This is a genomic window from Kitasatospora sp. NPDC001547 (assembly GCF_042894165.1).
Taxonomy (GTDB): domain Bacteria; phylum Actinomycetota; class Actinomycetes; order Streptomycetales; family Streptomycetaceae; genus Kitasatospora.
Window position 1 is genome coordinate 443,690 of the sequence record NZ_JBIAVL010000001.1, and the last position, 22,081, is coordinate 465,770.

The 22,081-nt window shown below is 71.0% G+C and carries 15 protein-coding genes and 2 pseudogenes; 10 read left to right on the top strand and 7 right to left on the bottom strand.

What is annotated here, in order from left to right:
* Window positions 1-8: 8 nt before the first annotated feature.
* Complete coding sequence (locus tag ACFY0X_RS01745) at window positions 9-452, top strand: HNH endonuclease family protein (protein WP_387747659.1); 444 nt, start codon at window positions 9-11, stop codon at window positions 450-452.
* A 96-nt stretch (window positions 453-548) separates the two neighbouring features.
* On the opposite strand, the gene ACFY0X_RS01750 is transcribed toward ACFY0X_RS01745, so the two are convergent.
* Window positions 549-2,645: a trypsin-like serine protease gene (locus tag ACFY0X_RS01750; RefSeq protein ID WP_387747661.1), complete on the bottom strand. Its 2,097-nt coding sequence runs from the start codon at window positions 2,643-2,645 to the stop codon at window positions 549-551.
* A 371-nt stretch (window positions 2,646-3,016) separates the two neighbouring features.
* Here ACFY0X_RS01750 and ACFY0X_RS01755 point away from each other — a divergent pair, with 371 nt between their 5' ends.
* The 3 genes and pseudogenes from ACFY0X_RS01755 to ACFY0X_RS01765 all read left to right on the top strand — a co-directional run.
* The gene (locus ACFY0X_RS01755; RefSeq protein ID WP_387747663.1) at window positions 3,017-7,063 is read left to right on the top strand and encodes a polymorphic toxin-type HINT domain-containing protein; all 4,047 of its coding nucleotides are present in this window, start codon (window positions 3,017-3,019) and stop codon (window positions 7,061-7,063) included.
* 1 nt (window position 7,064) lies between these two features.
* Window positions 7,065-7,637, top strand: coding sequence for an Imm1 family immunity protein (locus ACFY0X_RS01760; RefSeq protein ID WP_387747665.1), 573 nt, complete (start codon window positions 7,065-7,067; stop codon window positions 7,635-7,637).
* A 396-nt stretch (window positions 7,638-8,033) separates the two neighbouring features.
* A pseudogene (locus ACFY0X_RS01765) lies at window positions 8,034-9,089 on the top strand (IS701 family transposase); the annotation flags it as partial.
* Window positions 9,090-9,492: 403 nt separating this feature from the next.
* On the opposite strand, the pseudogene ACFY0X_RS01770 reads toward ACFY0X_RS01765, so the two are convergent.
* A pseudogene (locus ACFY0X_RS01770) lies at window positions 9,493-10,378 on the bottom strand (IS5 family transposase).
* A gap of 360 nt (window positions 10,379-10,738) precedes the next feature.
* Window positions 10,739-11,548, bottom strand: coding sequence for an exodeoxyribonuclease III (locus tag ACFY0X_RS01775; protein WP_387747667.1), 810 nt, complete (start codon window positions 11,546-11,548; stop codon window positions 10,739-10,741).
* Between the two features lie 310 nt (window positions 11,549-11,858).
* Here ACFY0X_RS01775 and ACFY0X_RS01780 point away from each other — a divergent pair, with 310 nt between their 5' ends.
* Window positions 11,859-12,632, top strand: a complete 774-nt coding sequence (locus ACFY0X_RS01780) for a GntR family transcriptional regulator (protein ID WP_387748059.1) — start codon at window positions 11,859-11,861, stop codon at window positions 12,630-12,632.
* 131 nt (window positions 12,633-12,763) lie between these two features.
* Here ACFY0X_RS01780 and ACFY0X_RS01785 read toward each other — a convergent pair whose 3' ends face one another.
* From ACFY0X_RS01785 to ACFY0X_RS01795, 3 genes are all read right to left on the bottom strand, one after another.
* Entirely contained in the window at window positions 12,764-13,927 is a 1,164-nt protein-coding gene (locus ACFY0X_RS01785) for an ROK family protein (protein ID WP_387747669.1), read from the bottom strand.
* 306 nt (window positions 13,928-14,233) lie between these two features.
* On the bottom strand, window positions 14,234-14,569 hold the full coding sequence (locus tag ACFY0X_RS01790) for a hypothetical protein (protein ID WP_387747671.1): 336 nt from the start codon (window positions 14,567-14,569) through the stop codon (window positions 14,234-14,236).
* Between the two features lie 113 nt (window positions 14,570-14,682).
* Window positions 14,683-16,347: a hypothetical protein gene (locus ACFY0X_RS01795; protein WP_387747673.1), complete on the bottom strand. Its 1,665-nt coding sequence runs from the start codon at window positions 16,345-16,347 to the stop codon at window positions 14,683-14,685.
* 276 nt (window positions 16,348-16,623) lie between these two features.
* Here ACFY0X_RS01795 and paaK point away from each other — a divergent pair, with 276 nt between their 5' ends.
* From paaK to ACFY0X_RS01815, 4 genes are all read left to right on the top strand, one after another.
* Window positions 16,624-17,958: a phenylacetate--CoA ligase PaaK gene (gene paaK, locus ACFY0X_RS01800; protein WP_387747675.1), complete on the top strand. Its 1,335-nt coding sequence runs from the start codon at window positions 16,624-16,626 to the stop codon at window positions 17,956-17,958.
* A gap of 140 nt (window positions 17,959-18,098) precedes the next feature.
* Window positions 18,099-18,770: a class I SAM-dependent methyltransferase gene (locus ACFY0X_RS01805; RefSeq protein WP_387747677.1), complete on the top strand. Its 672-nt coding sequence runs from the start codon at window positions 18,099-18,101 to the stop codon at window positions 18,768-18,770.
* An 83-nt stretch (window positions 18,771-18,853) separates the two neighbouring features.
* A complete protein-coding gene (locus tag ACFY0X_RS01810) occupies window positions 18,854-19,291 on the top strand; it encodes a GNAT family N-acetyltransferase (RefSeq protein ID WP_387747679.1) in 438 nt (145 codons plus the stop codon).
* Between the two features lie 166 nt (window positions 19,292-19,457).
* The gene (locus ACFY0X_RS01815) at window positions 19,458-19,742 is read left to right on the top strand and encodes a hypothetical protein (protein WP_387747681.1); all 285 of its coding nucleotides are present in this window, start codon (window positions 19,458-19,460) and stop codon (window positions 19,740-19,742) included.
* A 102-nt stretch (window positions 19,743-19,844) separates the two neighbouring features.
* Here ACFY0X_RS01815 and ACFY0X_RS01820 read toward each other — a convergent pair whose 3' ends face one another.
* Window positions 19,845-21,299: an aminopeptidase P family protein gene (locus ACFY0X_RS01820; protein WP_387747683.1), complete on the bottom strand. Its 1,455-nt coding sequence runs from the start codon at window positions 21,297-21,299 to the stop codon at window positions 19,845-19,847.
* A gap of 112 nt (window positions 21,300-21,411) precedes the next feature.
* Between ACFY0X_RS01820 and ACFY0X_RS01825 the strand changes: the two genes are divergently transcribed.
* Complete coding sequence (locus tag ACFY0X_RS01825) at window positions 21,412-22,056, top strand: helix-turn-helix domain-containing protein (protein WP_387747685.1); 645 nt, start codon at window positions 21,412-21,414, stop codon at window positions 22,054-22,056.
* Window positions 22,057-22,081: the final 25 nt, after the last annotated feature.

Below are 22,081 nucleotides of genomic sequence, written 5' to 3' on the forward strand. Positions count from 1 at the left end.
ACGCGGCCTTGGCCTCCAACGACATCCTGCTGCCCTCCACACCGAGTTTCAGTGATCGCGAGATGGCGGTGCGTCACCTCTATGGCAGTCGGAACCGACAGCACCGCCCGCCGACCGTAGTGAACAAGGGGCGCCCGGAGCACCGCCGCGCTCCACACTGGATGGCTGACCGCCAAGGCTGGAGTCCGAAGGAACGTGAGCGGTACGGCAACGACCTTCGCGACCCCCGGGCGCTGCTCGCCGTCTCCGCCAAGACGAACCGCTCGAAATCCGACAAGGACCCTGCGGACTGGATGCCCCCGGTAGGGGACTTTGCGTGCACATATGTCAGCGACTGGGTTGTCGTGAAGACCCGCTGGGGTTTGAGCATTGATCAACGGGAAGCTGACGCGCTGCACCGGATCGCTGCCGGCTGCGAGGACACCAAGCTTCAGGTCGTACTTGCCCGATGAGCCAGTATGGAGTCACCCCGTCAATGCGGGACGTCAGGGCTCCGGTGGGCAGAACCAGGGCCCTGCCCACCGGAGCCTTACTTGACCGTGTGGTGATCAGAGGCTGCTGGTGATCATGGTTCCGGTGTGGTTTCCGGGGATGGAGGTGAGGTTGAGGGTCTCGGGGGCGGCCCAGGTGCCGTCGGCGTGGCGGGCGGTGAGCAGGACCTTGTTGTCGGTGGTGGCAATGGCGAACTGGGCGTCGGTGTCGAAGGGAGCGGCGCTGATGCTGGTGCCGATGACGTTCCCGATGACGCCGCCAAGAGAGGCGACGGGCTGCCAGCTTCCATTGGCCCAGCGCAGGGTGTGGTACTGGCCGTCACTGGCGATGAAGGCGAGATTGAGATCGAGACTCTGGCGGGAGATGGCCACGGCGGTCACGGGCGCGGTGGCCCCGGCGGCGTCGGCGACCGAGCCCCACGCACCCCAGCTCCCCGCAGCGTTGCGCAGAGTGTGGTAGATCTTCCCACCCGACACGGCGGCGATGTGCAGGTCACCGCCGGCGGCCCCGGCGGCCGAGATGGACGTGATGCCCTTCAGCGGGCCGGCAGCATCGGTCACCACACCGAACCCACTCCACTGCCCGGCACCGTTACGGACGGTGTGGAAGAGGAAGTCGTCGGCGACCACGACCACGTGCAGATTGTCACCGATCGGGGAGATGGAGACCTGCGTGATGTTACCGAGGTCGTTGAGCGCGATGTTGAGATCGACGAAGCGCTGCGCCCAGATGCCGTCCAGGTTGCGGATCGCGTAGTGCAGGTGCCCGTCGCCGCCAAGCGCGATGATGTGGGTGGACGTGTTGATCCCGGCGGTGGCGACGGCACGCACGCCGCCGATGTTGCCGGCCGCGGCCTGGACGTCCTCGTACGGCGTCCAGGAACCGTCGTACAGGCGGGTCGCGAAGTACAGGTTGTCGTCGCTGCGGACCAGGGCCTGGGTCTTCCAACCCAGGGACTTCGCTCGGGTTTGCTGGACCCAGCTCGCGATGTTGTCGACGCGGGAGTTGAAGGCGTCGGTGCGGGTCTCGGCCACCGGGGCTCCCAGGCAGCCGCCCTGCCAGGAACGGGAGGAGACGGCGACGAGCTCGGACTTGCCGTTGACCTCACGGATCACGGGAGCGCCGGCGTCGCCTTGGCAGATTGGTGCCTGGCCAGCGGCGGGGGTGGTGTCGACGCCGGTGGTGGTGATGACGCCAGCGATGTGAGTGTTGGTGTGGAGCTTGGTGGGCACCCAGTCCGTGACGGTGCGGCCGAAGCCGAGAGCGCGCAGGCTCTCGCCAGCAGTGGGCGCAGCAGTGGAGAGAACAGCGGGATTAATGCCGTCGACGGGGGTGGCGAGGCGGGCCATCACCAGGTCGCGGTCCTGGTGGGGGACGAGTTCAACGACGTCGATGACGGCGCCGGCGGTGGTGTTGGTGAGATCAGTGCGCCCGATGGTGGCAGTGGTCTTGTCCTTGGGGGCGCCGGCGGTGACGGTGGACAGGTTGTCGGGGGTGTCGGTGAAGCAGCTGGCTGCGGTCAGCAGCCAGCTGCGGTCGACGAGGGTGGCGGTGCAGGCGCGCTTGCCGTTGCCGATGTTCAGCTTGGCGGCGAAGGCGAGTTTGGGGTCGGTGGGTTGTGGGGTGGGCAGGGCAGTGCTGCTGCCGGTGACGCGCAGTTCGAGGACGACTGCGGGGGCGTTGGGGTCGATCGACTGGCCGATGCCCTTGGAGGTGTTGGCGGCGACGTCGACGGTCTCGACGGGCTGCTGGTTGGTGGACAGGCTGGCCCTGATCGAGCGGTCGTAGGTGTGTATGCGGTAGGCGTCCGGGATGGACAGGGCCAGGTAGCCGCTGGCGCCGGGGGCCTTGAAGCAGACGACGTCGCCATCGGTCTTGTCCGGGGTGATGGCGCCGAGCTTGATCTGATAGTTGCCGTCGGCGCAGTCGGTCAGGGTGATGCCGCCGTCGCCGCGGGTGAGGGTGATACCGCGCTCGGCGAGGATCCGCTGGGCGTCGGGGTAGGAGAAGGTCTCTACCGTGGCGGGGGCCGCCGCGGGGGCTGGCGTGGTGTCGGCGGAGGCGGTCGGTGCCACGGTCCAGCCGGTCACGCCGGCGAGAACGAGGGCAGCCGCGGCCGCGAATAGGCCGCGCGCGTGTGCACGGGACGTCATGGGGTTTCCTTCGGTTTGGTCCGGATCGGTCGGGTGCTGTCCCTCTCACCAGAGGGTGCGGGAAGCCGCTCATAAGCACTCTTGAATGACTGGCAGCTGACGCATAATAATGTACGATCTCTGCGTCGTCGAACAGGTATTTACGTAGAAATACCAGTCCTTTGACCATAGCTTTTATGACGTTCTGTCCGCTTTGGCGGTACTGATCAGCGGTTCCCTGGATCAGGGAGGCCGCCCTTTGTTGTTCACTTTTCCGATAACCGGAAGGGGTTGTCGTGCTTTTTCGAATAGGTAAATCCAGGGCCGGGGGGAGGGGGTCCGGCATTCGGTTGTTCGGCCGCTCCGTGCTGCCCGTTGCCCTGCTGGCGTCTATGGTCACCGCGACGCCGGTGGCGGCGGATGCGACACAGCCGCCGACCGGGCCTCAGCTGACCGACCGGGGACGGGTCCTGCAGGAATGGAAGGACGGCGGACCGTCCGTCAAAGCGGCCGCCGAGATCGCCCTGATCGGCGGAGACGACCAGGTACGGCTGTTCCTCGGCACGGCCACCGACCCGGGCGGTGAGCTCGCCCGTGCCGGATTCAAGGACAGCCGCCAGGCCGCACTGCAGATCCTCACCGAGGCGGGTCCGCAGCTTCGCGCCGCGGCCCAGAGCGCTCTCGCTGGCAACGACCAGAGCGTCGAGACGTTCGTCAAGGAGGGCTGGAAGGTCCCGCTCGAGCAGGACCAGCGACTTCTGGTTTCCCAGATCGCCGAGACCGCCGGCCCCCGCACGAAAGCCGCAGCCATCGCTCTGACCGGCAGGCCGGTCGCCGAGATCCGGGCCTTCCTCAACGAGGAGCAGTACGTCCTCGGCGAGAGCGACGACCGTCTGCGGGTCTCCCAGATCGCCGAGAGCGGCGGCCCCGCCACCCGCCAGGCTGCGCTGCTTGCCTACGAAGGCAACCTGGACGACGTCCGCGACTTCCTGCAGGTCGGTCAGCACATCACCCGTGCCCGCGACCAGGAGCACGCCTCCGTCGAGGAACTGGTCAAGCAGGCCGAGGCCGCAGGCGACCAGGCGGTGCGCGAGAAGGACGCCGCCGTCGACGCCTCCCAGCGGGCCGTGGCCGCCGCCGCGCTGGCTAAGGAAGCCGCCGACAAGGCCGCCGAGGAGACGCGACTCGCGCAGGGCGACGCCGCGCGAGCCGCGGCCGCGGCAGACCGCGCCGCCGAGGCCGGCAAACGCGCCGGCGAGGCCGCCATGGCCGCCACCGCCGCCGCGGTGAGGGCCAACAACTCGGCCAAGGTCGCCTCCGCCGCCGCCTCTCAGGCCGCGGCCGCCGCGATCGGCGCCGCCCAGGCGACCACCCGCGCGCTGAACTCCGCCGCGGCGGCGAAGGTCGACGAGGACGCCGCCAAGGGCGCCGAGAACGCGGCCATGCTCGCCGGCTACGCGGCCAAGGCTGCCGACCGGGCCAGCAAGGCCGCCATCCAGGCCGCGTTCGCCGCCGAGGCAGCCGCCTCCGCGAAGGCCAACGTCGATGCCACCGCCGCTGCGGCCGACCAGGCCGGAGCATACGCCGACCAGGCCGGGGCATCCTCCGGCAGGGCCAAGCAGGCCGCCGCCTCGGCTCGCCGCGACGCCACCGAGGCCGCTCGCTCCGCCACCGCCGCCGCCGCGCTCGCCCGCCAGTCGGCTGCCTACGCCGACCAGGCCCGCCAGGCCGCCGAGTCAGCCTCCACCCGCGCCGCGCGCGCCGCCGAATCGGCCCGCAACTCCGCGGCCAACGCTGGCGAGGCCGCCAACGCCGCCCAGCAGGCCGACGCCCACGCCAAGAGCGCCCGCCAGGCCGCTGACGCGGCCACAAACGCCGTCGCCACGGCTGGCCAGATCCACCAGGCCGCCCTCGCCAGCGAGGCCGAGGAGCGCACCGCCCGACTGAACGCAGGCCTCGCCCGCGCTCAGGACCTCGACGTCGCCTACAAGCAGAGCCAGCGCGCCGCCGACAACGCCAAAGCCGAGGCCCTTCGTCTGGACCAGGAGTCCGTGCGCCTGGCGCAACAGGTTTCACAGCCCGGCACCGACCCGCTCACGGTCGTCTCCGCCGGGCGCAAGATGGCTCTCACCGCATTGAAGGTGCGCGGCCCCTGGAGTAAAGCCGCCGCCGAGTACGCGCTCACCGGCAACGACGAGGCCGTTGTTGACTACGTCACGACTGGCTGGAAGACCGCCACTGAGCAGGACGACCGCACCCAGGCCCGCTACATCGCGCAGGACAGCCCCTACGAGAGCGTGCGCACCGCCGCCACCGCCGCTCTGGCCGGCGACGGTGCCCAGGTCGCCGCGTTCCTGGCCATTGGGCAGCACCAGGCAGCGTTCAGCCAGTACCGGCTAAGGGTCTCCCAGCTCGCTGAGAGCGGCGGAACCAAGGTCAAACAGGCCGCCTTCGCCGCCATGGAAACTAATACCGTCGAATCCCTCACAGACTTCCTCAACCAGGGCCAGTACACGGCCAGAGAGAGCGACGACAGGCTCACCGTCTCACAGCTGATAGAGGCCGACGGCGAGGAACTCAAGATCGCCGCCCGCATGGCCGACGCGAGCCCGCTGCCCGCCATCACCGACTTCCTCCAGACCGGTCAGTACCGGGCGCGGGCCAAGGACGAACTCACCCGCACCCACGTCACGTCCATCGAGAATGCCATCGCCGGCGCCAACCAGGTCGCCGCCCTTGCCCAGCAGAACGCCTCCACCGCGGAGGCGGCCGCCGCCACCGCCGCCGGAGCCAACGACCAGGCCCAAAGCTACGCGCAGCAGGCCGCCGCCTCCGCCCAGCAGGCCGCCTCGTATGCACAACAGGCCAAGTCCTCCGCAGACCGCGCGCAGACCTCGGCCAACCAGGCTGCCCAATCGGCCAAGACCGCACGGGCCGCCCAAGCCCGCGCGGAGCAGAGCGCCCGCTCCGCCCAGTTGTCCTCGATTTCGGCGCAGGCCAGCGCCAATGCGGCCCGCACCTCCGCGAACACCGCCTACGCCGCCGTGGCCGAAGCCCGTAAGTCCGCCGAGAACGCCGGACAGAGCCGCGACGCAGCCCGCGCCACCGCCGAGAACGCCCTCAAGGAGGCCGCCTACGCAGCACAGCAGGAGCAGGCGCAGCGGGACAACCAGCAGCAGGCGATGCTGAACTTCCTCATCAACATGCCCCAGGACGGCGGAACCGCGGACGGCGGCAGCTGGTACGACACCTTCTCCTCCGTCGGCCACAATGCCCTCGACGTGGCGGGCATGTTCCCCATCGTTGGTGACGTCCTCGCCGACGGCACCAACTGTGTCTGGACCGCCGCCGAGTACTTCGGCGGCTACAAAAACGCGGACGGCTTCAACACCGTCCTGACCTGCGTCAACATGATCCCCGGCGTCGGCTACATCAGCCTTGGCATCAAATGGGGTAAGAAGCTCGACGGAGTCGCCGGGGACCTCGCGGACTGGGCCCAGAGCAAGTGGCCCTGGGCCAAGAAGCCCAAGACGAAGCCGGGCCTGCCCTCGTGCCTCAACAGCTTCCCCGCCGGCACCCGAGTCCTCATGGCAGACGGCACCGCCCGCCCCATTGAGGCCATCCGGCCAGGTGACCAGGTCTCATCAGCCGACCCAACCACCGGTGAATCCGGACCGCGCACGGTAGCGGACACGATCTACACCCCAGACGACAGCAGCTACACCGAACTGACCGTCACCGCGGCCGACGGCACCAAGGCATCCGTTACCGCCACCGACCACCACCCCTTCTGGCTGCAGAACACCGGCCAGTGGACCGACGCCGCCGACATCAAGCCCGGCGACACCCTGCGCACCGACACCGGCGCCTCTGCACAGGTCGCCTCCCTGCGGCACTGGACCGCGCTTGCCCCTGCCTACAACCTGGCCGTCGCCGACCTGCACACCTTCCACGTGCTCGCCGGCGACACACCACTGCTCAACCACAACTGCCTCGACCCCAAGACCCTCTTCGACGAACTGCCCGCATGGGTCAAGGGTGACAAAACCATGGGGCAGGCGTTCTACATCGGCAAGAACGGCATCGAGAAGCTTTCGACCAGCCTGGAAAGCGGCTACACCAAATGGTCGCCGGAAATCAGCGCCTATTTGGCCAAGAAGTTCGGAAAACCTGCGGGTACGTCGTTCGACACCTCTGCGCACGTTGAGACTGGGCTCGCATGGATGATGCGGAATGCCATGAAGAACGGCGCGCAAAAACTGAACCTGAACGTCGTCATAAATAACACAGAAGGAATCTGCAAGGGTACGACCAACTGTGTCGAATCCGTGCAGCACATCCTTCCTGACGGAAGTACTCTCAGGGTTTGGATGAAGGATACGGCAACCGGTAGGATGACCTCCCGACTGATCGAAGGAAAGGGTTCCCTGGAGGACTAAAATGATTCTTACCGTCCTAATTGGCGATGAGCAATTCTACGGGGAAAGTGAAGGTGATGCGGAACAGTTGATCACCAGGGTGCTGGAGGGCCTGGAATTCGGCGACAGTGCATGGCTCTCAATCGATGACCAGCGCCGCGAAGAGGGCAGCTACGCAAGCAACGCCCTCAAGATTTCAATGAATCCGTCCACTGGATACGGAGGGGTGATCTGGCAGGCCGGCACGAACTATCCAAAGCAGGGCGGAATATACTCCTACACCTGGATCTCTGACAACCCAAATCCTCCCGAAGTCGATCCGAGGATCCTGTCCGATCCCCACCATCCCGTGTTCATGGAGCCGGCAAGCGCGCTCCCCCTCTCCGAGCTTAGAAAGGTTCTCGAAGAGTTCTACCGGACAGGGACCGGCGACAGGCCCACCTGCATCAAATGGGTCAGGGGACATATGAACGGCGAACGTGAGGTCCTGGGACCCGGAGTAGAACCGGCACCGCTTTCTACCACCGACTGGGACTCCCTAGCGGGCGAACTCATGAACCTTTCGTCTGACGAGGGAGAAAACCGCTCGGGATGAATCCCGGACAGCCAGAATGTGGGTGGGCGGGGCAGGGCTGACATTGGCCCGGTCCCGCCCTCCTTTTTCCCGGCGTCCGCATCGCCCAGCACAAGGGGGATTTCCCCTTGAAAGCGGACATCTGCTCTCTGGCGGTCGCCTCCCGAGTTGGCAGGGAACCCCAGCGCCTGAACCGTGCGGACTTCGAAGTCGGGGGCGGCGGACGGTCAATGTCAGTCACAACCAATCAAAACCCTTCTAGTACTCCAGCAGGACTTCGACGTTTTGCCTGATCAGAAGGCTGCGCGGTGAGTGTAGTGGGTTGATGCCCGTCAGGGGCGGTCTTCCTGGGACCGCCCCTCGATGGTGTGCAGCCGGCGTTGGTAATGGCAGCGACGGGGGCAGCGTCCCGTTGTGATCAACGAGCCTGCAGCCGAGAGCTGGGACCGCGAACTCGACGACCTCTTCCTCCGTGTCGGCCACCGTTTCGGCCGCGTGGAGCCACGTCGCCGAATGCGCGACTACGTTCGCGGCCTACTCGGCCCGGTCGGTCGCAAGAACGGCTGGCAGCTGGCCGAATACGCAGGTCATGCCACCCCTGACGGGCTGCAGCACCTGCTTGCAGGTTCCCGCTGGGACGCGGACGAGATCCGCGACGAGCTCCAGCACTACGTCGCCGAACGCCTCGGCGAGATCAACGGTGTCCTGATCCTCGACGACACCGGCTTCATCAAGAAGGGCATCACCTCCGCGGGCGTGCAGCGCCAGTACTCCGGCACCGCCGGCCGTACCGAGAACTGCCAGATCGGGGTCTTCGCGGCCTACGCCTCCGCTAAGGGCCGGGCCCTGGTCGACCGGGAGCTGTACCTGCCCAAGTCCTGGACCGAGGACCGGGACCGCTGCCGCGCGGCGAAGATCCCCGACGAGCGGGACTTCCATACCAAGGGCGACCTGGGCAAGGCCATCGTGCTGCGTGCGCTCGCCTCCGAGCTGCCGATCGCCTGGGTCACCGCGGATTCGGCCTACGGACAGGAGGGTCGCTTCCGGCGCCTGCTCGAACAGTCCGGCGTCGGCTACGTCCTGGCGGTGCCCAAGTCCCAGTTCAGCGTGGGATGTCCACGCATCGACTGGCTGTTCGCCCAGGCTCCGGCGGAGGCCTGGGAACGGATCTCGTGCGGGGACGGCGCCAAGGGACCACGCATCTACGACTGGGCGGCCATCCGGCTGCCGGCCGTGGCCGAGTACGACTACCAGGACGAGACTCTCGTCCGCCGCCGATGGGCGCTGGCCCGCCGCAGTCCGACCAAGCCCGACGAGATCGCCTACTTCCTCGCCTACGCACAACTTGAGTCCACTGTGGAGCAGTTGGTGCGGATCGCCGGGATGCGCTGGGCGATCGAAGAGTGTTTCCAGGCCGCGAAGAACGAGTGCGGCCTGGACCAGTACGAGGTCCGCCGCTACACCGGCTGGATGTGACACATCACGCTGGCCATGCTCGCCCACGCGTTCTTGGCCTCGATGGCCGCAGCCGCGGCATAAAAGGGGGCTGCAGAAACGGTTCACGCACCATGGTCGACCTCACCGTGGCAGAGATCCGGCGGCTCCTGGCAGGCGGCCGTTCCCGCGGCTCGTGTCCGCCACGGTGCTCGCCCCGCGTTCACGCCTTGAACTGGTCCACTTGGCGCCGACGACACCAGGCCATCGCCCGTCGCTGCCATTACCAACGACGGCTGCACACGATCGAGGGGCGGTCCCAGGAAGACCGCCCCTGACGGGCATCAACCCACTACACTCACCGCGCAGCCTTCTGATCAGGCAAAACGTCGAAGTCCTGCTGGAGTACTAGGGCGTGTCTCGTAATTGATCTTGGCGGGGGTCATTGCTCCTCGGCTCGCAGCCACAGGATCAGCGAGGCGAGGACGACGCCGGCCCGGTAGCGGTTCGCCAGCTTGTCGAACCTGGTGGCCACGGCCCGAAATTGCTTCAGCCTGGCGAAGCACCGCTCGACGACGTTGCGACCCTTGTAGGCGGTCTTGTCAAAGGCCGGCGGGCGCCCGCCGCGGCTTGCGCGGCGGGCGCGGCCGGCGATCTGGTCCCGGCGTTCGGGGATGGCCGCCTTGATCCGCCGGCGCCGCAGCAGCCGGCGGATCGTCCGGGAGGAGTACGCCTTGTCGGCCACGACCCGGTCGGGTCTGGTCCTTGGCCGCCCACTCCCGAGACGTGGGACGCGGATGGCGTCGAGGACGGCGGGCAGCATCGTGCAGTCGGCCGTGTTGCCCGTGCTCAGGACGATCGACAGCGGCAGGCCCCGGCCGTCGACGCCAGGTGGATCTTGGTCGTCAGTCCGCCCCGGGACCGGCCGAGCGCCTCGCGGTGCGCAACTGTTGCCGGATCATCCGATTCGTCCTCGGACTGGCCCCCTTTTTGCGGGCGCCGGCCGCGTGCTGGTGGGCTCTGGCGACCGTGGAGTCGATCGAGACCGTCCACTCCACGGTGCCCACCGCGTCGTTGCGGACCTGGATCTCACGCAGGAGTGTGGCCCAGGTTCCGTCCTTCTCCCACTGGGCGAAGCGCCGGTAGACGGTCTGCCACGGACCGTACCGCTCGGGCAGATCACGCCAGGGGGCTCCCGTCCGCAGCCGCCACAGCACCCCGTTGACCACCTGGCGATGATCCCGCCATGGACGCCCGGCCCCGTCCCGCTGCGGCAACAACGGCTCTATCCGAGCCCACGCCGCATCCGTTATCTCTCCACGACCCACCACAAGATCAATTATGAGACACGGCCTAGCGCTTCCTTGGTGGCAGCTCCGGCACGACCAGTAAGGACCCTTCACCCGCGCACCCAGATCGACTTCCCCGTCCGGGGCTCGGGGAGGAAACGACAGGACAGTGCCAGGTTCAACGCATAGGTCTCGATACCATTCGTCGCCCGCGCCGCCGCCAGACGGCTTCGGATTCTACAAAATGAGTCGTTTCCAGAAGATCAACTGACTTCCAATCAGAACGCGGTGATCGCCCGTGTGGTCCGTGCGCAGGGCGGCGGCAGCTGCGATCGTCACTCTGTGCAGGTCGCGCGACGACCGCAGCGGCCAAGTCGATGTCTCGAACCTCGCGAAGCGCTAGAGGAGTTGGTCGAGATCGAAGACGGCGGTTACCGGTGCGTGGTCGCTCCATCGCTCGGCATGGGAGGCCGGTCGCTCGACGTAGGCCTTGACGCAGGCGTCCGCGAGCTTCTGACTGGCCGTCAGAAGGTCGATCCTCCAGCCGGTGTCGTTGTCGAAGGCGCGGCCGCGGTAGGACCACCAGGTGTAGGGGCCGGTGCGGTCGGGGTGGAGGGCGCGGACGACGTCGACGTAGCCGGCCTCGTCGTAGACGCGGGAGAGCCAGGCGCGTTCCTCGGGGAGGAAGCCGGCGGACTTCTGGTTGGCCCGCCAGTTCTTGAGGTCCTCGGGGCGGTGGGCGATGTTCCAGTCGCCGCAGACGACGACCTCGCGGCCGTCGGCGGCGGCGCGGGCGCGCAGGGCGGTGAGGTGGACGAGGAATTCCGCCATGAAGCGTTCCTTCTCGTCCTGGCGGTCGGTGCCGACCTCGCCGGAGGGGAGGTAGAGGCTGGCGACGGTCAGCCCGGGCAGGTCGATTTCGACATACCTGCCCGAATTGTCGAATTCAGCGGAGCCGAATCCGACCACCGTGCGCTGCGGCTCCTGGCGGGAGAGGACGGCGACGCCCGCCCGGCCCTTGGCGGCGGAGGGGGCCCAGACCGCGTGCCAGCCGTCCAGGTCGCGCAGCTCGACGGGTAGTTGTCCGGGCTCGGAGCGCACTTCCTGCAGGCAGACCACGTCGGCCTCGGTCCCGGCCAGCCATTCGACGAAGCCCTTCTTGGCCGCTGCCCGGATTCCGTTCACGTTCACACTCGTCACCACGATCACTCGGGCAGCCTACCGACTGGCCGTTGCCGGGCCGAACGGCGACGCGCGGACCCGCCGTCCGCGGCGGATGGTGACAGTGGCTGACAGGAGCTGTCGTGAACGCGGCATGAATATGGGTGACGGCCCCATCAAGCCCCGCCATTGGTCTTGACCATCTCCGGACGGAGCACCTAGGGTCACTTACTGCAAGGACCTTTAATAAAGAAGGACGGATAAAGGCCCGCTCTCCCACCTGCCGCAACAGCGGACAGCGGGCCCGGGGTCCGCCCTTTTCGTCGCAGGGCGGACAGACAGCAGGGTGGAGGACGCGGTGGGAACGACAGGACAGCTTTCTGCGGTGCCGGAGCCGAAGTACTGGCACCTGCGCACGGTGCTGCTGCGGGCCATCGACTCGGAGTTCTCCACCGGGCAGGTGCTGCCCAACGAGCGCGAGCTCTCGGCCCGCTTCGGCGTCGCCCGGGCCACGCTGCGCCAGGCGCTGGACCAGCTGGAGTTGGAGGGCCGACTGGTGCGCCGCCGGGGGATCGGCACCCTGATCGCCGCCCCGCGGGTCGGCGTCCCGGTCAACCGGCAGGAGGAGGGCTGGCCCGGCACCGCGCGCAGCCAGGCCTGGCGGACGGTCGACTGCGCCACCGCCCCCGCCTCCGCGCAGCTGGCGAAGGACCTCGGCATCGCCGAGGGCGCCACGGTGCACACCGTGCGCCGGGTCCGCATGGTGGAGGGCCGCGCGATGGCCACCGAGTCGCTGCACGTCCCGGCCGCCGCCCTGCCGCACCTGCCGGGCTTCCGCGCCGAGAGCGACCGCGCCCGTTCGGTGCTGCGTCAGCTGGAGCGCCTGGAGGTGGACGGCGAGTCCCGCTCGGTCGAGCTGGGCGTCGCCGAGGCCGAGCAGGCCGCCCTGCTGGAGCGCCCGCCCGGCTCGCCGGTCCTGGTGATGACCACCCAGTACGCCTCGGCCGGCCGGCTGGTGGCGCTGGCGGTCTCCACCTACCGCGCGGACACCTGCAAGCTGACCTTCGGTGAGGCCGGACTCGTCGAGGTCACCCCGGTCGGCGCGACGGCCGAGGTCCGTACCGCCTCCTGAACCATTCTCCGGAAAACCCTCAGGCCGAGGCCCGGGCGCCAACTGGCGTCCGGGCCTTCGCCGTTGAGTGGGATGCATGGGCCATGGGGCGGCCGCGGGCCGGCGGCCGCCCGGGCGTCGGGCGTCGGGCGTCAGGCCCGGGGCGGGTCCACCGCGAAGAGCTGCTCCTCGACGTGGTCGAGGGCGACGCGCAGGGCGCCCATCGCCACCACCTCCGAGCCGAGGGCCGCCAGGGCGACCTCGGGCGCGCGCAGGGTGAACTGGGCCAGGCGTTCGCGCAGCGGGTCCAGGACACCGTCGAGGCCGGCCGCCCAGCCGCCGATCACCACCAGCTGCGGGTCGATGGCCAGCACGAGCGCGGCCACCCCCTGGACGAGACGGGTGAGGAAGCGGTCCATGGCGACCTTGGCGACCTCGTCGCCCTCCCGGGCCAGCCTCAGCACCCGGGCCACCGCCGCCTCGTCCAGCGGGTTGAGGGGCTTTCCGGTGGTGGACAGCAGGCGCTCGGGGGTGACCTCCTGGCCGAGCAGGTGCAGGGCGCCGATCTCGCCGGCCGCGCCGCCGAAGCCGCGGTGCAGCCGACCGCCGATGAGGGAGCCGGCGCCCGGGCTGAGGCCGGCCATCACGAAGACGACGTCGTCGGCGCCGACCGCCGACCCCTGCCAGTGCTCGGCGATGGCGGCCAGGTTGGCGTCGTTCTCGATCATGACCGGGCAGCGGAAGGAGCGCCGCAGCTTGGCGCCGAGGTCGAGCCCGGTCCAGCCGGGCATCGCGGTGCCCAGCTGGACGGTGCCCTCGCGGTCCACGATGCCGGGGGTGCCGATGCCGACCGCCCACAGGTTGTCGCGGGAGATGCCGGCCTTGCGCAGCACCTCGGCGACGGCGGTGCGGACGGCGGCGAGCCGGTCCTCGGCGTCGAGGGTCTCGTCCACCGGCTTGAAGTGACTGCCCACCACCTCGCCGGTGAGGTCGGCCAGGATGACCCGGATGTCGTGCACGCCGATCTCGATGCCGAGGATGTGCCCGGCCTCGGCGCGGAAGCGGAACCAGCGGGCCGGGCGGCCGCGGCGGCCGGGGCCCGGCTGGCCCTCCTCCCGCGGCTGCTCGACCTCGGCGACCAGTCCGGTCTCGACCAGGCCCTCGATCACGCCCTCGACCGTCGGCCGGGAGAGCCCGGTCTCTCCGACGAGCTGAGTGAGGGTCACGGAGTGGCCGTTGCGCAGCGCCCGGAGCGTGACCGCCGCGTTGATCCGCCGCAGCAGCGAGGAGTCTCCTCCGGTGAGCCGATCCGCCAATGCGATGCCCTTCGCCGTTCGCGCGACTGCCCTGGCGCGCGTGTCGAGTGCGCGGTGCCCACCGAATGGCCCGCGGGGGAGCGCCTCCGGAGAACGCGGCACGGCGGCGGGGGCCGCCTGCGCGAGGGCCGGAGGACAACCGGAGCCTACCCGGGGACCGGCCCGGGCGGCGAGGATCCTCGCAGCTCACCCAGGCTTCGGTATCGAAATGGTACGGATCGGGTGGCGGTGCGTGACCCGGACTTCACCGCTCGCCCACGGACGGCCCGCGCCCGGCGGCGGACGGGGCCGGTGTGACGGGTCGGGTCACCGACCGGACGGGGCGCACCGGCGGGAGCGGGCCGGGCCGAGCGAGCCGAGCGAACCGAACGAGCCCAGCGAGCTGAACGAGCCCACACGGCGCCAGGAGCCCACGGAGAGGGCGGACATCGCGGAGCCGATCGAGCCGATGGACGCGAACGAGCCGATCGAACCGATGGAAGCGGCCGACCCGATCGAGCCGATGGAGGTGAACGACCCGATCGAGCCGATGGACAGGAACGAGCCCACCGAACCGATCGAGAGGAAGGAGCCGACGGACCCGATCGAGAGGTTCGAGCCGATCGACGCGAGCGCGTCCACTGTGCGGAGAATCCGAGGCATGACCCCGATCGTAGCCAGCGGCGCCACCGGCCGCTGCTCGGTCCGTGCTGCTCGGTCCGTGCTGCGCGGTACGTGCCGGCCGCCCGGCCTGTCGTGCCCGGGCCATCCGCGGGTCAGTCCACCCGGGCCGCGAACAGCCGTTGTCCCAGCAGGCCCAGCGGGTGCCCGTCCTCGGGGAGGGTCAGCACCGTCGGGCAGCCCGCGGCGGCCAGTGCCGACCGCCAGTGCTCCGCCGGTCGGGCGGTGGGGCCGTGGGCGTCGCCGGTGATCAGCAGGTCGAGCTGTTCGGCGGTGGGCGCGAGCAGCAGCAGCCGGCCACCGGGCGAGAGCAGCCGGACCAGCGCCGGGAGTTCGGGCTCCGGCCGTCCGGTCACGGTGGCGACGACGAGGTGGTAGCGGCCGCCGTCGGGGGCGGGGTGGTGCTCGGTGGCTTGCCGGGAGCGGGCGGCGAGGGCGCGGGCGACGGCGGGCTCGCCGTTCTCGGGGCCGAGTTCGAGGACGCGCAGCGGCCCGGGCCCGTCGTGGGCCCCGGCGGCGCCGCGCACCAGCGCGTCGAGGGCGGCGTCGAGGAAGTCGCGGGCGGCGGCCGAGCGGACCGGGGCGGCGGCCGGCTGGGGAGCCTCCTGGCCGGTGATCAGCCGGGGCAGCCGCAGGGCGTCGTGCCGGACCCGGTCCAGGGCGGCCGCCGGGCCGAGGCCGTCGGCCCAGGCCTCGACGGCCGGGCGCCAGACCTCCCGGACCTCGGCGGCGTCCGGCCCGGGCCCGCCGCGGTAGACCGGGCCCCCGGCGCCGCCGTCCTGGCGGGTGATCAGGCCGTGCCGGGCGAGTGCGTCCAGCCAGCGGGAGACCCGGGGTCGCTGGGCGGGGGTGACCATGGCCGCGGCCAGCACCTCGGCCTCGGGGTGGCCGCGCGCGGGGTCGGTGAGCACACCGCTCTGCTGGAGGGTGTGCAGCAGAGCGGTGAGCACGGCCCGGTCGAGCCGGGTGCCGAAGTCGCGGACCTGCTCGGCGGTGACGCCGATGCCGTGCTTCCAGGCGGCGGCCGAGGCGCTCTCGGCGTCGGCGCGCAGCCGGCGGTCGGCGGCCTCGGCGCTGCTGTCCGGGGCGCGGACGTGGGCGAGGACGGCGCCGAGCGCGTCGACGGCCGCGTACACGTCCTCCTGCCGGGGTTCGGGGCCGACGTGCAGGACCAGGCGCAGCGAGCCGAGGTCGTGGGTGCCCGGAGCAGGGGCACCCGGATCGCTGCCACCGGGATCGCCGGCACCGTCAGCCCCGCCGCCGGGACCGCCGGCACCGTCATCCCCGCCGGCGGGATCGCCGGCGGCGGTCTCCCGGACGCCGAGGCCGGGCTGCCGGCTGAGCCGCCAGAGCAGGGCGGACGGCAGGCTGAGGTGGGTGGTCCGGGCGGCGGCGACGGCGGCGAGCAGCTGCTCGGGGTGCTGCTCGGGGTCCCCGCAGTGGACGGTGCCGCCGGCCAGCAGGGTGGCGAGGGCGAGGTCGACGGCGAGGTCGGTGACGGGGTGCAGCACGGTGTGCCGGATCGGGGGCGTGCCGAGGACGCCGGCCCAGTGGCGCAGCCGCTGTTCGGCGGCGCGGGCGGCGGAGGGCGGCAGCGCCGCGTGCTCGGCGACCCGCTGGGCCAGGGCCCGAGGCAGGCCGCCCGGCGGGGAGACGCCGAGCAGCAGGCCGATGCCGCTGATCGCGCGCCCGTCGGCGACGACGGCGGGCCGGTCGCCGAGTTCACGCAGCGCGCTGACCAGGGCGGAAGTCGTGGGCACGGTGATCACTCCGGGGTGCGGGGCGGAAACCGCACTACTGAACCACGGGGGTGGGGCGGGGAAGGTCGGTAGCAAGTCAAGTTTCTGTAATGATTTTCATATCGGACAACCAAGCTGCCGGGGCGAAGTCGCCTCGAAGCGGTCGGAACGGTGCATTCCGGAGGGTCTGTGCGATCCCTTGACAGGTGGTTCGGGTACTGGATCAATGGAGCGGAGGCGGACCTGACCGAACGATCGGTCGGTGATCCGTACGGGCAGAGCAGCGAAGGAGCGATGATGACCGGCACCGCACCCGTCCCGCGCCGACACCTCGGGGAGCCGCTCCCACCGGAGCTCCTGGACGCCGGCGAGCGGATGGGTCCGGACGAACTGCGCGCCCACCAGCTCACCCGGCTGCGGGCCACCCTGCGGCACGCGTACGACAACGTCGAGCTCTACCGCCGCAAGTTCGACGCCGCCGGGATCCGCCCCGAGGACTGCCGCACCCTGGACGACCTCGCCCGCTTCCCCTTCACCACCAAGGCCGACCTGCGCGAGGGGTACCCCTTCGGCATGTTCGCCGTCCCGATGGAGCAGGTCCGCCGGATCCACGCCTCCAGCGGCACCACCGGGCTGCCGACCGTGGTCGGCTACACCGACGGCGACCTCTCCATGTGGGCCGACGTGGTCGCCCGCTCGATCCGCGCGGCCGGCGGCCGCCCCGGCCACAAGGTGCACATCGCCTACGGCTACGGGCTGTTCACCGGCGGCCTGGGCGCGCACTACGGCGCCGAGCGGGCCGGCTGCACCGTCATCCCGGCCTCCGGCGGCATGACGGCCCGCCAGGTGCGGCTGATCCTGGACTTCGAACCCGAGATCATCATGGTCACCCCGTCCTACCTGCTGACGCTGCTGGACGAGTTCGAGAAGCAGGGCGTCGACCCGCGCGGCACCTCGCTGCGGATCGGCATCTTCGGCGCCGAGCCGTGGACGGAGGAGATGCGGCGCGAGATCGAGGAACGGCTCGACCTGCACGCCGTCGACATCTACGGCCTCTCCGAGGTGGTCGGCCCCGGCATCGCGCAGGAGTGCGTGGAGACCAAGGACGGGCTGCACATCTGGGAGGACCACTTCTACCCGGAGGTCGTCGACCCGTTCACCGACGAGGTACTGCCCGAGGGCGAGGGCGGCGAACTGGTCTTCACCTCGCTCACCAAGGAGGCGCTGCCGATCATCCGCTACCGCACCCGCGACCTCAGCCGGCTGCTGCCCGGCACCGCGCGGCCGGCCTTCCGGCGGATGGAGAAGGTCACCGGGCGCAGCGACGACATGATCATCCTGCGCGGGGTGAACGTCTTCCCGACCCAGATCGAGGAGATCCTGCTGCGCACCCCGGCCGTCGCGCCGCACTTCCAGCTGCGGCTCGGCCGGCAGGGGCGGCTGGACCACATGACCGTCCGGGTGGAGGCCCGGCCGGACGCCTCCGCCGAGCAGCGGGAGGCGGCGCGGGCGGAGATCGTCCGCGCGGTGAAGGACGGGGTCGGGATCACCGTCGCGGCCGAGGTGGTGGACCCGTACACGCTGGAGCGCTCGGTCGGGAAGATCAGGCGGGTGGTGGACGAACGGGGGTGACGGGGCCTTCGGCCGACCGGTCCGGGCCGGCCGACCGCTCCGGGCCGACCGGGCGAGCTGCCCGGGCCGACCGCTGCGCCCGAGCCGCCGAGCGACTCCGGTGTCCGGGAGCACCCCCGTACGGCTCTATGCTGCGGGGCATGCCGAGTGAGCTGCGCACGCTTCAGCCGGCCGACGACCTCGCCTTCATCCGGCGGGAGACCGAGCTGAAGCCCGTCCCCTTCGTGCCCGAGATCAGCCTGCACATGGCCGAGGACGCCATCGCCCTGTGGGAGACCACCGAGCGGGCGCGCGGGGAGGCCGGGTTGCCGCCGCCGTTCTGGGCCTTCGCCTGGGCGGGCGGCGTGGCGGTCGCCCGCTACGTCCTGGACCACCCCGAACTCGTCGCGGGCCGCACGGTGTTGGACGTCGCGTCCGGCTCGGGGCTGGTCGGGGTGGCCGCCGCGCTGCGCGGGGCGACGCAGGTGCGCGCGGCCGAGATCGACGCCTACGCGGTGGCCGCGATCGGGCTGAACGCCGAGGCCAACGGGGTGCGGGTGGACGGCGCCCTGGTGGACCTGGTGGACGGCGACGGCGGGCCCGCCGAGGTGGTGCTCGCGGGCGACGTCTTCTACGAACGGGCCATGGCGGCCCGGTTCCTGCCGTTCCTGGAGCGGGCCGCGGCGCGCGGCGCGACCGTCGTCGTCGGCGACCCGGGCCGGGCCTACCTGCCCCGGGAGCGGTTCACCGCGGTGGCGGCGTACCAGGTGCCGGTGGTCGCGGACCTGGAGGACACCGCGGTCAAGACCACCACCGTGTGGCGGCTCGGCTGACGGGCCGCCGGGTGGCGCGCCGTGGCCGTCCGGGCCGTGGAATTCCCGGCGGCGCGGCGGCGACGGCTGGTAGACAGGCGCGCATGACCGACCAGATCGCCCTGCGCGCCGCCGTCCCCGACGAGATCCCCGCCCTGCTCGCCCTCTGGGCCCGGGCCGCCAAGGGCACCAGCATCACGGACGACGAGGCGGGGGTGGCCGCCCTGCTCGCCCGGGACCCGGAGTGCCTGATCGTCGCCACCCCGGCCGAGGACCCGGCGACCGTCCTCGGCACGGTGATCGCCGGCTGGGACGGCTGGCGCTGCCACCTGTACCGCCTCGCCGTCGACCCCGGGCACCGCCGCCGGGGCATCGGCGCCGCGCTGCTGGCCGCCGCCGAGGAGCGCTTCGCCGCGCTCGGCGGGCGGCGGGCCGACGCGATGGTGCTGGACGACAACGCCCTGGGCCACCGGACCTGGCAGGCGGCCGGCTACGCGCCCGAGCCGCAGTGGAGCCGCTGGGTCAAGCCCCTGCCGGCCTGATGCGGGGGCGCCTGACCTGCGAGGACTTCCTCCGGCGGCGCCGTGGCGGGACGTCGGGGCGGGCGGGGTGCCGCGGGTGGCGCAGGTTCGTGCGATCATGGTTACCGACTGGTAATCAGATGACGTCCGGTCATCGAGCCACGCACCCCAGCAAGGAGTCACCCAAGTGCGTCGACGCATTCCCGCCCTGGTCCTGACCGCCGCCCTGGCCGGCGGAGCCCTGGCGACGGTCGCGCAGGTCGCCACCGCCCAGCCCGCGGCGGCCGCCTCGGTCACCGCCGATCTCAAGCAGATGCGCCAGCAGGTCTACGAGCTGCGCCAGAAGGCGAAGCGGATGGACCACGAGGGCGAGAAGGAAGCGGCCCGCAGGGCCCGCGCCCAGGCCGACGCGCTGCAGCGCCGGATCGACGCGCTGGAGAAGGCGGACCGCGACGCCAGCCGCCACTTCTGACGGCCGCTCCGCGGTCGGCGCCGTTCCGGCTGCCCGACTGATCCAAAGGCCCCTGCTCCCGTCCTCGCCAGGACGGGAGCAGGGGCCTTGCCGGTGGAGCCCTCAGCCGCGCAGCCGGGCCAGCCAGGCCTCGACCTCGTCGGAGCGGCGAGGGAGGTCGGCGGAGAGGTTCTCGTTGCCGTCCTCGGTGACCAGGATGTCGTCCTCGATCCGCACCCCGATGCCCCGGTACTCCTCCGGCACCGTCAGGTCGTTCTCCTGGAAGTAGATGCCCGGCTCGACGGTGAGCACCATGCCCGGCCGGAGCGGGCCGTCGACGTGCTCCTCGGTGCGGGAGTGGGCGCAGTCGTGGACGTCGATGCCCAGCATGTGGCCGGTGCCGGCCAGGGTGAAGCGGCGGTGCAGGCCCAGCTCGTACACCTTGTCCGCGCCAAGGTCGCCGAACAGCCCCCAGGAGGTGAGGTGTTCGGCCAGCTCGCGCTGGGCGGCGTGGTGGAAGTCGCGGAACCGGCCGCCCGGCTTCACCGCGGCGATGCCGGCCTCCTGGGCCGCGTACACGGCGTCGTAGACCTTGCGCTGGATCCCGGTGAAGCGGCCGCTGACCGGCAGGGTGCGGGTGACGTCGGCGGTGTAGAGGTGGTTGGTCTCCACGCCCGCGTCGAGCAGCAGCAGGTCCCCGGGCCGGGCGTGGCCGTTGTTGCGCACCCAGTGCAGGGTGGTCGCGTGCGGGCCGGCGGCGGCGATGGTGCTGTAGCCCACGTCGTTGCCCTCGATCCGGGCGCGGACGAAGAAGGTGCCCTCGATCAGCCGCTCGGCGGTCTCGGTGTCGGTGCCGAGGACGCGCACCACGTCCTCGAAGCCGCGGGCCGTCGCCTCGCAGGCGAAGCGCAGCTCGGCGATCTCCCACTCGTCCTTGACCAGGCGCAGCCCGGACAGGAAGACCTCGAACTCCTCGTCCCGCTCGGCGTCCGCCCGGTCCGCGAGCGCCGCCTCCACGCCCGCGTCGTGGCGGCGCAGCACCCGCACCGGGCCGGTGGCGGCGCGCAGGTCGGCGCCGACGGCGCGCACGTCCCGGCAGGGCAGGCCGAACAGCCGCTCGCTCTCGGTCAGGCTGTTGCGGCGGCCGTCCCACAGCTCGCCGTGGCCGTCCAGCCAGAACTCGCCGTTGTCGGTGCGGGAGCGGCCGCGCAGGTAGAGCACGGCCTCGTGGCCGCTCTCCCCGGTCGGCGTGAGCACCAGGACACCGTCCTGGGACTGGTCGCCGGTCAGGTAGGCGTAGTCGGAGGAGGGGCGGAACGGGTAGTCGGTGTCGTTGGCCCGCACCTTGGGGTTGCCGGCCGGGACCACCAGCAGCTCGCCGGGGAAGGCGGCGGAGAGCTCCGCGCGGCGGCGGGCGGTGTGCGCGGCCTGCGGGACCGGCTCCAGGGTGGTGCGCTCGGTGTCGGCCCAGCCCCGCGTCATGCTCTCGGCGAGTTCGTCCGTGACGCCGCGGGTCAGGCCGTTCTTCCGGTACTTGATGGTCTCGGTGGGCTCGGCGGTCTCGGCGGGCTCGGTCACTGCGGTCTCCAGGTGAGGGTGAGGGAGGCGCGGTGCTTCGCTACGCTGCCCCGTCCATCGGTGTGCGTCCCGTACGGTATACCGAACGGTCTCGGGAGAGAAGAGGTCCAGCATGAACGATGCCGAGGAATCCGTCCGGGGCGTCCTCGCCGCCAACCTGAAGCGGGTGCGGGCCCAGCGCGGACTGTCGCTGTCCGAGCTGTCCCGGCAGGCGGGGGTCGGCAAGGCGACGCTCTCCCAGCTGGAGTCGGGGGCCGGCAACCCCACCCTGGAGACGGTGCTCGGGCTGTCCCGGGTGCTCGGCGTGCCGATCTCCGACCTGGTCGAGGCCCGGCCCGCCGACGAGGTCACGGTGGTGCGCGCGGCCGACACCGAGGTGCTCAGCGGACGGGGCGTCGACCTGCGCCCGCTGCGCCGGATCGAGTGCGGCGACGCGGTGTTCGAGGTCTACGACCAGGTGGTGCGGATCGACGGCACCCAGATCTCCGCCGGCCACGGCGGCACCGAGCACACCGTCGTCCAGGCCGGCCGGCTGCGGGTCCGGGCGGGCCGCCGCGAGGTGGAACTCGGCCCGGGCGACTACGTCGGCTTCGACGCCGCCCTGCCGCACAGCTACACCGCCGTGAGCGGCGAGCCGGTGCGCTCGGTGCTCCTGCTGCAGCACCGCTCGGAGCAGCGCCTGCACCTCGCCGCTGCGACGGGCGACCCGGCGGGCGAACGGCCGCAGCCCGGTCTACCGCAGGGGCACGGGCACTGAGCCCGGCGGTTCGCCGGGGCTGGAC